Origin of the sequence: Rufibacter sp. LB8 (genome assembly GCF_014876185.1) — a bacterium.
Taxonomy (GTDB): domain Bacteria; phylum Bacteroidota; class Bacteroidia; order Cytophagales; family Hymenobacteraceae; genus Nibribacter.
Genome location: NZ_JADALJ010000001.1, coordinates 4,391,942 through 4,407,311, shown reverse-complemented (window position 1 = coordinate 4,407,311; position 15,370 = coordinate 4,391,942). Strand labels below are relative to the sequence as shown.

Below are 15,370 nucleotides of genomic sequence, written 5' to 3'. Positions count from 1 at the left end.
AGATACTTAGCGCAAGGCCGTTATGATTTGCAGGGCCAGCAGTTCCTCAATAAACACCAGAAACATGGCCGTCACCACAGATGAATTGGCCGCGTGGCCCACGCCCTCGGTGCCCTTAGACGAATTATAGCCTTTGTAGCAGCCCACCGCCCCAATGGTAAACCCAAACACCATGGATTTCAGCACCGACGAAAAAATATCAAGGAACGTGATGGCGTCAAACACCTGCGTGAAATAGGTCACAAAACTGGTGCCCTCATTGGCGGCCACATTGATATACGCACCCAGCAAGGCCACCAGCATGGTGTACATCATAAGCGCCGGAATCATGAACGTGGTGGCCAGAATACGGCTTACCACCAGAAACTTGAACGGGTTGGTGGCCGACACTTCCATGGCCTCAATCTGCTCGGTCACTTTCATGGAACCCAGTTCGGCGCCAATCATAGACCCAATTCTTCCTGCGCCAATTAAGGCGGTCACCAGCGGCGCCAAGGCGCGCACAATGGCCAGAGACACCAAAGACGGCAACCAGGACGTGGCCCCAAACTCGGCCAGTGACGGCCTGCTTTGGTTCATGAACACAATGCCGATGATAAAACCGGTGAGCGAGATCAAAGGCAGTGATTTCACGCCAATCTCATAACCCTGCCGAATGATTTCTTTGCCCTCATAGGGCGGCAGGAACACCTCCTTGAAAAATCGTACTATAAAAGAGTAGACGTCATACAAGGTCAGGAACACCTGGTCAATCTTTTTGGAAAAGACCTGGTTCCGCCGCTTTACATTCTCCCCTTTCTCAGGATTGGACTCCATTCTGGTGTGCGTCTTATATATAGTGTGGCCTGCCGGCCGAATTCGCTGCCCCTCAAAGAGCAACTGTCCTCCGGTACTGCAGGCGGCAAAAAAAAGGGAAACCTTGGGTGCCTCTACGTTTCTACCGCCAGAAAGTACGGCCGCGCCGCAAATTACGTGAAAAAGTACAAGGCCCGTGCAAAAGTGCCGCAAGGCTTTGCAACAGAAACAGATGATTGGGCGCTTGTGTTTTCGGGCTCTGTTTCGTAAATGTGCTCAAAAACAGCGACTTTGCAAGAATAACCCGGCCAACTCTTAGGGCCCAGCTTATTTTCTGTACCCAGGAAGAAACTCCTGGCCTTATCTTTAGAGCCGCATACCCGTACCTTTCACCTATGAAACTTTGCTTCGCCTCCAACAACGCCCACAAATTGCAGGAAATTCAACAGCTGCTGGGCCCGCCTTTTGAAATAGTGAGTTTGTCTGATTTGGGCTGTACCCAGGAACTGCCCGAGGAACAGGACACCCTGGAAGGCAACGCCCTGCAGAAAGCCACCTACGTCTGGGACCATTACCAGGTCCTGTGCTTCGCCGATGATACCGGACTGGAAGTGGAGGCCCTGCACAACGAACCCGGCGTGTACTCTGCGCGCTACGCCGGCCCCGCCCGCGACAACCAGGCCAATATGCAGAAAGTCTTGACGGGCCTGGAAGGAAAGGAAAACCGGAAAGCACGCTCCAGAACGAGTATTGCCCTTATTTTGGAAGAAGGCGAGCAACATTTGTTTGACGGCATTGTGGAAGGCCACATTATAGAAACCCCGCGCGGCGAGAAAGGCTTTGGCTATGACCCCATCTTTGTGCCGGAGGGCCAGGACCGCACCTTCGCCGAGATGGACAGCCAGGAAAAAAACCAGATCAGCCACCGCGGCCGCGCCGTGCAGCAATTGATTTCGTTTCTTCGGCACCGCTACGTGCAAACGGGGACGTGACGTTTTCGGGCTCATTTCCGGAAATGAGCCCGAAAACGGACTTGGCCGCTGCCTCGCAAATTCATTTAGCCCTTTGTTAGGCAAGTTCTCAGGAATCAGCTAATTTTGCATCCCGTAAACAATACGTATTTATGCACCAAAAGCCATTTATTGTAGGCATTACGGGAGGGAGCGCATCGGGGAAAACCACATTTCTGAGCAGGCTTTTGGCTTCTTTTGCACCGGAGGATATCTGTCTGGTGTCGCAGGACAATTACTACCTTGACCGCGACAAGCAGTTCAAAGACGAAAACGGTTTCCACAACTTTGACCTTCCTACTTCTATTGACGGCGAAGCGTACGCGCAGGACGTACTCAAACTGAGCCGCGGCGAAACCGTGTACCGCCAGGAATACACCTTCAACAACCCCAACGTAGTCCCGCGCCAACTGGAGTTCAAACCCGCCCGCATTGTGGTGGTGGAAGGCATCTTTGTGTTCTATTTTGAGCAGGTGGCCAAATTGCTGGACCTCAAGGTGTACATAGACGCCAAGGAATACATTAAGCTGCAGCGCCGCATCATCAGAGACAAAGTGGAGCGCGGCTATGACCTGGACGATGTACTGTACCGCTACACCAACCACGTGGCGCCTACGTATGAAAAATACATAAAACCCTTCAAGAATGACGCCGATGTGATCATTCCCAACAACCGCAATTTTGAGGTGGGGCTTGATGTACTGGTCACGTATCTGAACACCAAAATCAAGTAAGCCAGCGCCCTGGCTTGAAAAATAGAGAAGTAAAAGCCTCTGCTGGTCTATTCAGCAGAGGCTTTTGTTTTATTTCAAGAATGGGCTATCTTTGCTTGCAGACATGAAACCTACGCCCTACATACAACGTAACTGGCGGCTGCTTTGCACCAGCCTGGCCTTGCTGTTGGTGCTGACGGTGAATCACCGGGCCTTGCCGGCCTATGCCGCTGCGGTGCCTGCGGGCCAGAAGACGTCGGTGAAAACCACGGGGCATGACGCTGACCACAGCGTGGTGAAACAGAAAGTGTCTTTTGAGGCCACCACCTCTTTTATTGATATCAATCTGCAAGAACCTGCCCTTCTGGCGCGGATTACCTTTGCAGCTCCCCTTCAAAAACTGGTTCCGGCCACGCCGGGCGTTCCGTATTGGGCCTTTTTTCTGCAGCAACTGGCTACGCTGCCCATCTCGCCTAACGCTCCCTAGTTTCCCTTTACTTTTCAAGCAGCATTTGCCGTTCTGGCGGGTGACGCGAATTCTTTTCTCAGTTTCCGCTGACGTGAGCCCAAACAGCATTCTGTAAGTGGCTCCGGCGAACTGAATTTTTGCAAACAATTCAAACTTTCATATTCTTTTCATTTTTATCAACCCATGCGTAACAAAGGTTTTATCTTATTACTAACGGTGGTGGTATCAGCGCTTTGCCTGTACTTTCTGTCACTTTCTCTGGTCTCTAAGGGCGTAGAGGAGAAAGCCACCGCGTTTGCCACTGAAAACGGCCAACTGAACCATTACAAAAAACAGCAGTACCTGGACTCCGTCTGGAAAATGCCGGTCTACAACTTTCTGGGGGCAGATTATACCTACCAGGAAATCAAAGAAAACGAGCTGAGCCTTGGCCTTGACTTAAAAGGCGGCATGCACGTGACCCTGGAGGTTTCTCCGGTGGAAATCATCAGAGCCATGGCCGGCGGCAGAAAAGATGCAGCTTTTGAGAAAGCCATTACTCAAGCCCAAAACTTGCAGAAAACCAGCCAGGAGAGCTTCGTGGATCTGTTCTACCGTTCTTACCGTGAGATTCAGCCCAACGCCAAACTGGCTTCTGTGTTTGCGAGCAGCACCACGCGTAACATCAACTACAACTCCACTGACCAGGAGGTTTTAGCCGAAATCAACCGTGAGGTGGAAGATGCTATTGCTCGTTCATTCAACATTCTGCGCACACGTATTGACAAATTCGGTGTAAACCAGCCCAACATTCAGCGTTTGAAAGGCAGCGGCCGCATTCAGATTGAGTTACCGGGCGTAGACAACCCTGAGCGGGTTCGTAAATTATTGCAAGGAACCGCCAACCTGGAGTTCTGGGAAGTTTGGAACGTGCAGGAGTACGGCAACTACTTCACCCAGTTGAATGATTACCTGGTAAAGCAAGAGGCCGCCAACAAACTGAACCCAACCGCCGCCGCCCCAGCTGCTGACAATGCCCTGGCCAGCGCCGCCGGCACCACAGATACCGCCGCTGCTGCTTCTACAGATACTACCGCTCTAGCTGCGCAGTTGAGCAAGACAGATACTGCCGCCGGTGCCGCCAAAGATTCTATCAACCCTAACCAAAGCGCCTTACTGGCCAGATTGTTCACCACCTTGCCAGGTGGCCTGGGCACCAACGTGCGGGACACCGCCAAAGTGAATGCCTTGTTCGCGAAGCCTGAAGTTAGAGCCATTTTCCCGCAGAACCTGAAGTTCCTGTGGGGTGTAAAGCCTATTGTAGCCAATGACGGTGCTGAGTTCCTGGAACTTTATGCCATTAAAAAAGGCCGTGACGGCAAAGCTCCTTTGACGGGTGAGTACATCTCAGATGCCCGCCAGGATTATGACCAGTCTGGCCGCCCTGAGATCACCATGGGCATGAACGCCGCCGGTGCCAAAAAATGGCAGCGCTTGACAGGTGAGAACATCGGTCGCCAGGTGGCTATTGTGCTGGATGACTATGTGTATTCTGCTCCCGTGGTGCAAGCCGAAATTGGCGGTGGCAACTCGTCTATCTCCGGTAACTTCACCATTGAAGAAGCCCAGGATTTGGCCAACATCTTGAAAGCCGGTAAAATGCCCGCTCCTACCCGCATTGTGGAAGAAGCCATTGTAGGTCCTTCTTTGGGTCAGGAAGCTATTAACCAAGGTTTGATTTCGTCACTGGCCGGTATGGGTCTGGTGGTGTTGTTCATGTTTGCCTACTACAGCAAAGGCGGTCTGGTGGCCAACATTGCCTTGTTCTTCAACATCTTCTTCATCATTGGTATTCTGGCGCAGTTTGGCACAGCCCTTACCTTGCCTGGCATTGCCGGTATGGTATTGACCATGGGTATGTCAGTGGATGCGAACGTACTGATCTTTGAGCGTATCAAGGAAGAACTGGCCGGTGGCCTGGGCATGCAGGACGCCATTAAAAAAGGGTACAGCAAAGCGTTCAGCTCCATCTTTGACTCCAACGTGACCACCATGTTGGCGGGTATCATCCTGTTCTTCTTCGGGTCTGGCCCGGTGAAAGGCTTTGCCGTTACCTTGATGATTGGTATTGCCACCTCTTTCTTCACGGCAGTGTATGTGTCTCGTCTGTTGGTGGAATGGTTGACCAAGAACAACAAAAACCTTTCCTTGGAGACCGCACTTTCCAGAAACTGGTTCAAGAACATTAAGTTTGACATTCTGGGCAACCGCAAGAAAGCCTATATCTTCTCTGCCGCCGTGATTGCGTTTGGTATTGCTGCTATCTTCATCAAAGGCGAATTGCCGTTAGGCGTTGACTTTAAAGGAGGCCGCTCATACGTGGTGAACTTCAACAACCCAGTGGTAGCGTCTGATGTGCGCGCTTCCCTAGACGATGAATTCCAGGGTGCCGGTACTGAGGTGAAAACCTACGGTGCTACCAACCGCCTGAAAATCACGACCAGCTACATAGCCGAAGACGAGTCTACCCAAGCCGATGAAACTGTGCGCGCTGCGCTGGATCAAGGTTTGAAGCAATACCAGGCCGAAAACCCAACCGTGGTAAGTTCTTCTAAAGTGGGTGCTACCATGGCAGATGACATTCAGAAAACCGCCGTTCTGGCTGTAGTGCTTGCCTTTGCCGGTATCTTCCTGTATTTGGCCTTCCGTTTCAGCCGCTGGCAGTTCAGCTTGGGCGGGGTGATTGCCTTGATCCACGACGTGTTGATCGTGTTCTCTGCGTTCACCATCGCCAACCTGTTTGGGATTTCCTTTGAGATGGACCAGGTGTTCATTGCCTCTATCTTGACCATTATTGGTTACTCCATCAATGACACCGTGGTAGTGTTTGACCGTATCAGAGAATACACCACTGAGAATCCGCGCATGAAGTTCAGCGAAGTGGTGAACCCGGCCTTGAACAGCACGTTCAGCCGTACCATCATTACCAACTTAACGGTATTGCTGGTAGTGGTTGTGCTCTTCATCTTCGGGGGTGAGACCCTGCGTGGCTTCTCTTTCGCTATGTTGATTGGTTCTTTGACTGGTACGTATTCTACCTTGTTCATTGCCGCCCCAATTGTGGTAGACACCACCAACTTAGACAAAGAAAGACCCGTGGTAGCCAAACCAGTGGTGGTTTCTTAAGCTGCCATTTCTATAGCACAAAAAAGCCGGGCCATATGGTCCGGCTTTTTTTATGTCGTTACTTTTCAGGCTTGGGTGAGATTTCCGTTTTTGGCTTCATTTCTGAAAATGAGCCCAAAAACAGGAAGTTGTGATGGCTGATATATTGGCTTAGGAAACCTGGAGACAAGGCAGTGCCTTGTCTCCAGGTTTATCAGAATGAGTTGCAGGTAGCCTAGAAAAACACATTACCTCAGGCTTGTCACTCACCCAAAAGACGAGTGTATTTTCCTCAGATTCCGTTTTTGGCTCCATTTCCAGAAATGAGCCCGAAAACGGGAATCACCTAATTCACCCAACAGCCTTAATTGGAGAAGGAAAGGCCCTTGCCCGGTGACTGGTTTTGGGAGGTATTCTCACGGGCTTCTTCTAGTTGCTTTATTTTCTGCGGGGAACCTACAATCCAGACCAGATCGCCTTCTTCAAACACCAGTTCTGAGTCTGGGTTAATCATGCGTTCGCCCTGGCGCTCAATGCCCACTATCAGGCCCTTGGTTTTTTCCCGAACCCCCGAATTCCGGATGGATTGGTGCAGCAGCATGGAGCCTTCGCGCACTTTCAGCTTCTGGAGTTTTATTTCGTCGCGTTCCCCGTTGGCCACCGGCTGTCTGCTGCCCGCCTCCAAAAACTGCCTGAACGCCTCCATCTGTTCATCGGTGCCAAACACGTAGAGTTTGTCGTGCGGGTAAATGCGTTCATTGCGGGTGGGGGCCGTGAGGGTGCGCTCGCCGCGTTCAATCACCGCCACGTTCACGCCGTACTTCTCGCGCACCTGCAATTCAGCTAGGTTTTTGCCTACCACATCGGCCTCCGGGGACACCTCAAAACTGGTGAGGTGCACGTTCCAGGGCGTGAGCGTGTGGTGCATGCGTTCGGCTTCATGGAGTTCACGGGCGTTGAGGTTGCGCACAAAGCGGTTCTCAATTCTTATGTAGAAAGCCTGAATCCTTCTGGAGAACACCACCATGAGTACCACCATCACCAAGCCCACCACCACGGCCAGCTGCACCGAAAAGAACTGGTTCAACAAAAAGAATACAAACAAAATGGCCACCGCTATGCGGCTGAATTCCAGCACAATGATCAGGCTTCGGTAATTTTTATTCGCCCAGATACGGCCCTGCGCCTCTTTCTCTGGGTGGTGCACCGCCAGCGCCCACAGAAACGGCGACATCAAAATAAAGGTGATGGCCGTGGTCACAATATCACCCAGGTTGCCATTTATTACATTCTGGGTGATGAACGGGTTGAGGTACTGGCTAGACAACAGAATCACGCTGATGATGATCACAGACAGCACCACCAAATTCAGGACATAAGACCGAAGCACCACTTTCCAGTCACTGGTGGTGGAGATGGTCTGCGTGCCGGAGCTGTATTCATTGAGCGAACTCAGCCATTTCTGGGGCAGTACGCGCTCCACCACCCGGTACAGCGGTTCTGAGTATTTGATCATGTAGGGCGTAGTGAACGTGGTAATGGCAGACACCGCCACCGCCACCGGATAGATGAAATCACTGGTTACTTTGAGCGTAAGCCCCAGCGTGGCGATGATAAACGAGAATTCCCCAATCTGCGACACGCTCATGCCACTCTGGATAGACGTTTTCAGGCCTTGCCCAGAAATAAGGCCTCCGGCTGTGATGCTGGTGAGTTTGCCCACCAAGGTCACCAACGTGATTAGCGCAATAGGCCCGGCGTATTCCACAATGGTAGACGGGTCTATGAGAATGCCCACCGACACAAAGAAAATAGCCCCAAACAAGTCTTTCACCGAAGAAATAAGGTGCTCAATTTTTTCGGCTTTGGTGGTTTCTGCTAGAATGGAACCCATGATGAACGCGCCCAGCGCCGGCGAAAAACCCGCCTTGGCCGCCAGAATGACCATGATCAGGCACAGCGCCAGAGACACAATCAAGAGTGTTTCATTGTTCATGAGCTTGCTGGCCTTGCGCAGAAACGTAGGAATCAGGAAGATACCGCCCAAAAACCAAAGCAGCAGGAAGAAACCCAGTTTCAGGACGGCCTCCAACATTTCTGAACCGGCAAACTGCTGGCTTACGGCTAAGGTGGAAAGCAACACCATGAGCAAAATGGCCACCAGGTCTTCCACAATGAGCACGCCAAACACCAAGCCCGCGAATTTCTGTGATTTCACGCCCAGTTCCTCAAACGCCCTGATAATAATTGTAGTAGACGAAATGGAAAGAATGCCGCCCAGGAAAATACTGTCCATGGTGGACCAGCCCAGCACCTTGCCGGCCAGATAGCCCAGCAACAACATGACCCCTACCTCAGTGAGCGCCATTACGCTGGAGGCCCCGCCTACTTTCACCAGTTTTTTGAAACTGAATTCTAAACCTAGGCTGAAAAGGAGGAAAATAACGCCAATCTCGGCCCACACGGTAATGCTCTCGGGCTCCATGATAGTGGGGAAGAGCGAGAAATGCGGCCCCACCAACAAACCGGCAATGATGTAGCCCAACACCAAAGGCTGCTTTATTTTTTTGAATATAAGGGTGGTGATACCGGCAGCGCCCAAAATCAGCCCTAAATCTGTCACTAAATGCGGAAGATGTGTCATTGTCTCTGTATTTCCGGACGGAGGGGTTTACCGCACCATCCAAAGGTCCTTGTGGTAAGAAACCTTGCACGTTACTGTTATTTACTAAAAATATAAGGTTCAGTTGCTTTCACGCTTCCCTACCAAAGGCAAGAACAAAAGCCCGAATAAGGTTTTAGAAAACTACGGAGCGTTGGGATGTACTGAGAAAAGTAACAAGCGCCCGGGCAGCCGGTCAGGAGCATTTTTACGGAAGGTTGTGACAGCGCCTTGGGAATCACTGTAAAAGTAGGCTGAGACTACAGAAGCCAGTACCCCAGGCAGAAACGGCATGGGCACCGCGCCACCCAACCGGGCTTCCTCGTAGGCATGCGTAGCTTCGGGCTTAACGGTGGTACTGCCGTCATCAAAATTATCTGCCAGGGCCACAGCCTGGACTGGCTCCCCGGTTGCGCCAGACAGCAGAAACCGATAGACTTCCATCTCCTGGCCGGGCCGCGTCAACGACCATAGCAGCATCACCCCCATCAGCGGGATCTTCAGCTGCATTTTCAGAAGGAGAAAGAAAGTTGTCATTTCCGCAATTTAGCGAATTTTCCTGCTTTTTGCCAGAATGACTTGGATTGTAGTCTGCTAAACCACACACCGCAAGGGGCCAAAATGGTTTCCAGCGGTTGGCCATCCCCCCTATTTTGTTTGCAACTTACCAGGGTATTACAGAAATTCGCAGTGTTTTCTTTAGGAAAAATTGGCTTTGCACGACGTTCATGCGCTTATTTTTAGCTATATTGGTAACCGTGCACCGTTGTACCCACTTACATATTCCCTAATTCTTGCGAAGTATCCTCCCTACCGCCCATCAAGACTTTGACTTTAACGCCGAACTTAAAAACACGGTCCTTATTCTGTTAGGCATCCTGTCCGCGGCCTTCGGGCTGAAGGGTTTCCTACTGACCAATCATTTCATTGACGGTGGCGTGACGGGCGTGTCTATGTTGCTCACCCACATTTTTGGGTTGCCGTTGGCGGTATTGGTGGTAGTCATTAACCTGCCGTTTGTGGCCATTGGGTACAAGTATGTGGGCCGGTTGTTTGCGTTTAAGAGCGCTTTGGCCATTGTGGGGCTTTCTTTGGCGCTGGGGCTTCTTACGTTCCCTGAGATTACCTCTGATAAAATGCTGACTGCGGTGTTCGGCGGGGTGTTCATTGGCTTGGGCATTGGCCTGGCCATGCGGGGCGGCTCTGTGCTGGACGGCACGGAGATTGCCGCCGTCATGCTCAGCAAGGCCTATCCGCTCTTTAAGGTGAGTGATGTGATCTTGATCCTGAACATTATCATTTTCTGCACCGCCGCCGCGTTTCTGGGCATTGACGTGGCCATGTATTCTATCCTGACCTATTTTGGCGCTTCTAAAATGATTGATTTTCTGCTGCACGGCATTGAGCAGTACACCGGCATGACCATTGTCTCTGCCAAAAGCGAGGAGATTCGGTTGAGCATTACTGAAAAATTGGGCCGGGGCGTGACCATTTACCAGGGCAAGCGCGGTTTTGGCAAACGCGGCGCTAACAATCTGGAGATTGACATCATCTTCACGGTAGTCACCAGACTAGAGGTGCCGGCGCTGCGCAAGGAAGTGAAACGCATAGACCCTCAAGCCTTTCTCATTCAGCAGAGCATTGACGACACAGACGGAGGCATGGTGAAAAGAAGGGCTTTGCATTAATTTTTCATTCGAATTCGCTTGAAAATCACTACTGCCGCAAGTTTAGCGCGAGCGTAACTTGTGGTTTTACATTTGGCGAGTTTAACAACTCACGTAAGTTTAGAAACTTACTACGTGTTCAGCCACATTTACGCTCGCGCTAAACTTGCGGCAGTAGTACTTGTGAGCATTGCCTTTACTTAGAATAAAAATGAAAACCCAGCTTTCCCTGTATGGAGAAAGATGGGTTTTTACGTTTTGGGGCTCATTTCTGGAAATGAAGCCAAAAACGGGAGTTAAAGTCGAACAAGATATTTCTACTCCTCCGGAACTGAGGTTTCTTGCACCTGGTTTTTGCCGTATTTCTTATTAAACCAGTAGTACATGGGAATTCCGGTGAGCATCAAGATCATGCCAATGCCAGCCTCGCGGGGGCGCACATAGATGGTGTTGAAGAACAGGGCCGCGCAGAACAGAATCATGATGGCGGGAATGATGGGGTAGCCCCAGACTTTGTAGGGGCGCGGTGCATCTGGCATCTTGCGGCGCAGGATGAACACGCCCAGCGTGGTGGCGCCGTAGTAAATGAACACGGCAAAGATGATCATGTCGGTGAGTTGGTCAAAGGTGCCGGACAGCACCAGCACGCAAGCCCACACGCATTGGTACACCAGAGACATGCCCGGGGCCTTGGCCTGGTTTAAATCGCCGGCTTTCTTGAAGAACAACCCTTCGCGGGCCATAGCGAAGTAGGTGCGGCAGCTGGCCAGAATGGTGGCGTTGGTACAGCCCAGCGTGGTCACCAGAATCAGCACCGAAATAAAGAGTCCGCCACCCGTGCCCCAGAAACTTTTCACCGCCTCAATGGCCGCAATCTGGTTGCCCGCCGCAAACACGCCCTCAATTTCCGGGATAGAAAGCAAAGACAAATACGTGGCATTCACCAACAGGTAAATGGCGATGACCGTGAGTACCCCAATGGTAATGCCGCGCGGAATGTTGCGTTTGGCATCTTTGATTTCGCCGCCCAGAAACCCGATGGATGCCCAGCCCTGGTACGCCCAAAACGCCGACAGCATGGCCGCAAACACCGCGCTGAACGTAACCGTGGTGTTGTTGGTGGTCTGCATGTCAAAACTCTGGGCAAGATTGGCTTCCCCGCTGCTCAACCCGAAGAACACAATCACGCCAATACCGGCAAACACCAGCAGCAGAATGGCCGTGCTCAGGCCCGTGCCCGCCACCAGGCCGCGCCCGTTGATCCAGGTCAGGAATATAATCAACAGAATGGCTGTGAACTTCACATTAAAATCGGCGAACGGAAAGAACACCTCCATGATGTTGTAATTAGCCATACTTGCGAACATGGGCGGAAGGTCCACCAGGCTGTGCAAGCTCTGCGCAAACACATAGGCCAAGGATGAGATGCCCGCCGTCTGAATCACCGTGAACAAAGACCAACCGTAGATGAACGCGAAGAAGCGGTTGTAGATGCGCTTGTAATACGCGTATTCGCCGCCCGTGTCGGCCAGCAAACCCGCCACCTCAGCGTTGCTCAATGCGCCAAACAACGTGATAATGCCGCCCAGCGCCCAGCAGACCAAGACCCAGCCCGGCGAGTGGAGTTCGGCGGCCATGGGCGCCACTTTCTTATAGACGCCAGATCCAATGATGTTGCCAATCACCACCACTACCACCAGACGCAGGCCCAACGATCGGCTCAGCTGTTTTGTATTGCTCATCTGTTTTAAATGTTTGGCTAAAGATAGAGACATGGGGCAGTATTCCTAGCACTTCCTTTCCACCACAGAAAGTTTTCAACCCATGTCCCGCCCCAAAACAGAACTCTGATTCCCTGAACCTTAGCCTTGGCCGGGCGTCATTTCCTTCCACAGGCCCACTCCCGTCACTCCCAAAATTCGGCTCCAGGCTACCGCGTAAAAAAGCGGCCTCCGTTTTCGGGCTCATTTCTGGAAATGAGCCCGAAAACGGAGGCCGCTAACATTCTACAAGAAATTTTGCCTTCGGTTACACCGCTGGTTTTTCCATGATTCGGCGCAGCCAGTTAAGCATGAGCACCAGCACCAGGGCAGCGCCCACGGTTACCGCAAAGTTCACCCAGAAGAAATACTGCTTGTCATCATAGGTGTCCCAGAGGCTGGCCAGAATGCCGGAGAGTTTGTTGCCAATGGACGTGGCGATAAACCAGCCGCCCATCATGAGGGCCGTCAACCGCGGCGGGCTCACTTTAGACACCAATGACAAGCCCATGGGGCTAAGGCAGAGCTCGCCAATGGTCACCACAAAATAGGTGCCCACCAGCCACATGCTGGAAACTTTGTCCAGGCCGTTGTCGCCGGCCCACACGGCGCCCACCATCACTAGCGTGCTCAGGCCGGTAATGAACAAGCCCCAGGCCATCTTGGCAGGCGTGCTGGGCTCCTTTCTCTTTCGGCGCATGAGGCCCCAGAAGCCTACCACCACCGGCGTGAGAATAATCACGAAGAACGGATTAATGGACTGAAACAACTCCGTGGAAATGAGTTTGAGTGAGTTGCCTTCCTGCGGCCAATCCCGCTCCGGCAAGTTGTTCAGGTACGGCTCCACGCCTTCCTTGGTCACTACTTTGCCCTCGGCATCTGTGCTGGTTCTGAACGCGTTGTCAAAGGCCGGGACGGTTTTGGTAGTGGCGTCAATGTTCTGCACCATGCCTAGGGAAGCGGCTGGTTTCTCCAGCGATTCAGGCAGGCTTCGGTCTGTGTAGTACTCGGCCCAGGTGGTGAGCGCGGTGCCGTTCTGCTTGAACACGCCCCAGAAGACCACCACCACGGCAAAAATAGACAGCAAAGCCGCAATTGGTTTCTTGTCTTCAGTAGACGCTTTCGCCCACAAACTCACGTAAAATAGAATAATAGGAATAGACCCGAAAATGAACGCATCTGTAGAATCTGACCCAAACACGTCGCCCGGAATCAAATACCAGCTCAGCACGCCCACCACCATGGCCGGCACAATCACCAGGCCCACCACTTTCCAGAGCGGCATGTCATGGGGTTGCGCGGGTTTTCTGATGTCATAGTCGCGGTGGGTTTTGTTGCCTGCCCAGAACACAATCAGGCCGATGAACATACCGATGCCCGCCGCCAGAAAAGCCCAGCCCCAACCGTAGGTGTTTCTTAAATACGCCGCCACAAAGTTGCAGATGAACGCGCCCACATTAATGCCCATGTAAAAGATATTGTATCCGGCATCTTTCTGCGGCAAGTACTGCGGCTCAGAATATAGATTCCCCAGCAAGGTAGAGATGTTGGCCTTGAAGAACCCGTTGCCAATGATGATGAGCGCCAGGGAAAGAAAGAAAAAACTTTCGCCGGGAATGGACAGCCCGCAGTAACCCAAACCCATTAAAACGCCACCAATGGTAATGGACAAGCGGTAGCCCAGCAACCGGTCAGCGAGCAAACCGCCTATGAACGGGGTGAGGAATACCAGGGCAATAAAGGTACCGTAAATGTCAGAGGCCTGGTCTTTGGGCAGGGCCAGACCGGCGCTCTGGGTGTCGGTCATGTAGAGGAAGAAAATCCCGATCATGAGGTAATAGCCGAAGCGTTCCCACATTTCAGCCAGGAAAAGGAAATACAAGCCCTTGGGGTGCTTGGAAGTTGAGTTTGCCATTTGGTGCAGGTTAGGAATTATGGTCTGAAAATAGGGAAAAGGATTGAAACCGCCTGCATTTTGGGGTTAAGGGAGTGGAATGCCCGGCTTTTTCTTAGGGTTTCCGTGCAAATGCAAGAGGTTGGCTGGAATTTTCCGTTTTTGCTTTCGTTTCTGGAAATGAGCCCCAAAACGGAAATTTGGGAAATGATTGACAGACGTTTCAATGAGACAAGTTGTGTAGCACACCTGAACCCACCCTATCCCTCCCAGGAGACGAGCATCTGCACGAGTATTCTTTTTCACTATTCACCACGCATGCCAATTCCCCTCCTAGGAGGGGTTAGGTGTGGGTTTAACATTCAAAAAGCAGATTCACTTGAACACAAAAAAGCCCCACCATCTCTGGCAGGGCTTTCAAAATTTATTCAGATGTATTACAAGGTCACACCTTCAGCTACTACTTCCTGCACTTCGGGCACCATGCGCTTGAGCAGGTTCTCAATGCCGGCTTTCAAGGTAACGGTAGCCGATGGGCAGCCGCTGCAAGAGCCTTGCAGGTTTACGGTCACCACGCCTTGGTTGTAGGATTTGAAGGTGATGTTACCACCATCTTGCTCTACGGCCGGGCGCACATAGTTTTCCAACAGGTCAATCACTTTCTGTGAAATCTCCGCGTCTTCGGCAGAGAGGTCAGCAGAAACCTCGGCAGCGGCAGAGGCGGCGGTGGTCATGGTGGGCGTGCCAATGAAGATGGGTCCGCCAGCCTCTATGTAAGACTTGATGAACGTTCTCAGTTCTGGAATCAGGTGCGACCATTGCACGGGGTTGTTCTTGGTGATGGTCACGAAGTTGCTGGCAATGAACACGCGGCTCACGTAGTCAAAGTTGAACAGCTCCTGCGCAAACGGAGACTCCACCGCGCTTTCAAGCGTGGGGTAATCTACGCTGCCGCCCTCGCCCAGCAAGGTGGAGTTCAAGACGAATTTCATGGATTCCGGGTTCGGGTTCGCCTCGGCGTACACAGAAACCGGTTTGGTAGTATTTTCAGTATGTTCAGTCATGGTATTGCTATTTAAAGTAAAAACTTACGGCCTTGGTATTAAGTTTCCAAAATTAGGCAAAATTCCATTACCTATTGGTTCCCTTCTGGTAACCACGCGCTTGGCTTCCGTTTTTGGCCTCCATTTCAGAAATGAGCCCTAAAACGGAAAATAGGTTGAGGCAGAAACTGTATCTTTACCCAGAATCTCACC

Annotated in this window: 11 protein-coding genes; 5 read left to right on the top strand and 6 right to left on the bottom strand. The window is 51.8% G+C overall.

Annotated features, from left to right (window positions below):
* Positions 1 to 6 precede the first annotated feature (6 nt).
* A complete protein-coding gene (locus IMY23_RS18410; protein ID WP_192823483.1) occupies positions 7 to 816 on the bottom strand; it encodes an ABC transporter permease in 810 nt (269 codons plus the stop codon).
* Positions 817 to 1,190: 374 nt separating this feature from the next.
* Here IMY23_RS18410 and IMY23_RS18405 point away from each other — a divergent pair, with 374 nt between their 5' ends.
* From IMY23_RS18405 to secDF, 4 genes are all read left to right on the top strand, one after another.
* Positions 1,191 to 1,787, top strand: coding sequence for a non-canonical purine NTP diphosphatase (locus IMY23_RS18405; protein WP_192823482.1), 597 nt, complete (start codon positions 1,191 to 1,193; stop codon positions 1,785 to 1,787).
* 131 nt (positions 1,788 to 1,918) lie between these two features.
* Positions 1,919 to 2,539, top strand: a complete 621-nt coding sequence (locus tag IMY23_RS18400; RefSeq protein WP_192823481.1) for a uridine kinase — start codon at positions 1,919 to 1,921, stop codon at positions 2,537 to 2,539.
* 103 nt (positions 2,540 to 2,642) lie between these two features.
* Positions 2,643 to 3,005 carry a hypothetical protein gene (locus tag IMY23_RS18395; RefSeq protein WP_192823480.1) on the top strand — a complete coding sequence of 121 codons (363 nt, stop codon included), beginning with the start codon at positions 2,643 to 2,645 and terminating at the stop codon, positions 3,003 to 3,005.
* A gap of 165 nt (positions 3,006 to 3,170) precedes the next feature.
* Entirely contained in the window at positions 3,171 to 6,152 is a 2,982-nt protein-coding gene (gene secDF / locus IMY23_RS18390; protein WP_192823479.1) for a protein translocase subunit SecDF, read from the top strand.
* 343 nt (positions 6,153 to 6,495) lie between these two features.
* On the opposite strand, the gene IMY23_RS18385 is transcribed toward secDF, so the two are convergent.
* Together IMY23_RS18385 and IMY23_RS18380 are read right to left on the bottom strand one after the other, a co-directional pair.
* On the bottom strand, positions 6,496 to 8,775 hold the full coding sequence (locus IMY23_RS18385) for a cation:proton antiporter (protein WP_192823478.1): 2,280 nt from the start codon (positions 8,773 to 8,775) through the stop codon (positions 6,496 to 6,498).
* Positions 8,776 to 8,937: 162 nt separating this feature from the next.
* Complete coding sequence (locus IMY23_RS18380) at positions 8,938 to 9,303, bottom strand: hypothetical protein (protein ID WP_192823477.1); 366 nt, start codon at positions 9,301 to 9,303, stop codon at positions 8,938 to 8,940.
* Between the two features lie 284 nt (positions 9,304 to 9,587).
* On the opposite strand from IMY23_RS18380, the gene IMY23_RS18375 reads away from it, so the two are divergent.
* Complete coding sequence (locus tag IMY23_RS18375; RefSeq protein WP_225986549.1) at positions 9,588 to 10,481, top strand: YitT family protein; 894 nt, start codon at positions 9,588 to 9,590, stop codon at positions 10,479 to 10,481.
* 296 nt (positions 10,482 to 10,777) lie between these two features.
* Here the strand turns inward: IMY23_RS18375 and IMY23_RS18370 are convergent, their stop codons facing one another.
* The 3 genes from IMY23_RS18370 to IMY23_RS18360 all read right to left on the bottom strand — a co-directional run bounded on the left by IMY23_RS18370 (position 10,778) and on the right by IMY23_RS18360 (position 15,178).
* The gene (locus IMY23_RS18370; protein WP_192823476.1) at positions 10,778 to 12,202 is read right to left on the bottom strand and encodes an APC family permease; all 1,425 of its coding nucleotides are present in this window, start codon (positions 12,200 to 12,202) and stop codon (positions 10,778 to 10,780) included.
* Between the two features lie 286 nt (positions 12,203 to 12,488).
* Positions 12,489 to 14,135, bottom strand: coding sequence for a peptide MFS transporter (locus IMY23_RS18365; protein ID WP_192823475.1), 1,647 nt, complete (start codon positions 14,133 to 14,135; stop codon positions 12,489 to 12,491).
* A gap of 416 nt (positions 14,136 to 14,551) precedes the next feature.
* Positions 14,552 to 15,178: a NifU family protein gene (locus IMY23_RS18360; protein WP_192823474.1), complete on the bottom strand. Its 627-nt coding sequence runs from the start codon at positions 15,176 to 15,178 to the stop codon at positions 14,552 to 14,554.
* Between the last annotated feature and the right edge of the window lie 192 nt (positions 15,179 to 15,370).

Bases quoted from the DNA above. Each gene is read 5' to 3' on its own strand.
- IMY23_RS18365 (WP_192823475.1), bottom strand. From the start codon at position 14,135: ATGGCAAACTCAACTTCCAAGCACCCCAAGGGCTTGTATTTCCTTTTC.
- IMY23_RS18410 (WP_192823483.1), bottom strand. From the start codon at position 816: ATGGAGTCCAATCCTGAGAAAGGGGAGAATGTAAAGCGGCGGAACCAG.
- IMY23_RS18380 (WP_192823477.1), bottom strand. From the start codon at position 9,303: ATGCAGCTGAAGATCCCGCTGATGGGGGTGATGCTGCTATGGTCGTTG.
- secDF (WP_192823479.1), top strand. From the start codon at position 3,171: ATGCGTAACAAAGGTTTTATCTTATTACTAACGGTGGTGGTATCAGCG.
- IMY23_RS18385 (WP_192823478.1), bottom strand. From the start codon at position 8,775: ATGACACATCTTCCGCATTTAGTGACAGATTTAGGGCTGATTTTGGGC.
- IMY23_RS18370 (WP_192823476.1), bottom strand. From the start codon at position 12,202: ATGAGCAATACAAAACAGCTGAGCCGATCGTTGGGCCTGCGTCTGGTG.
- IMY23_RS18395 (WP_192823480.1), top strand. From the start codon at position 2,643: ATGAAACCTACGCCCTACATACAACGTAACTGGCGGCTGCTTTGCACC.
- IMY23_RS18360 (WP_192823474.1), bottom strand. From the start codon at position 15,178: ATGACTGAACATACTGAAAATACTACCAAACCGGTTTCTGTGTACGCC.
- IMY23_RS18405 (WP_192823482.1), top strand. From the start codon at position 1,191: ATGAAACTTTGCTTCGCCTCCAACAACGCCCACAAATTGCAGGAAATT.
- IMY23_RS18400 (WP_192823481.1), top strand. From the start codon at position 1,919: ATGCACCAAAAGCCATTTATTGTAGGCATTACGGGAGGGAGCGCATCG.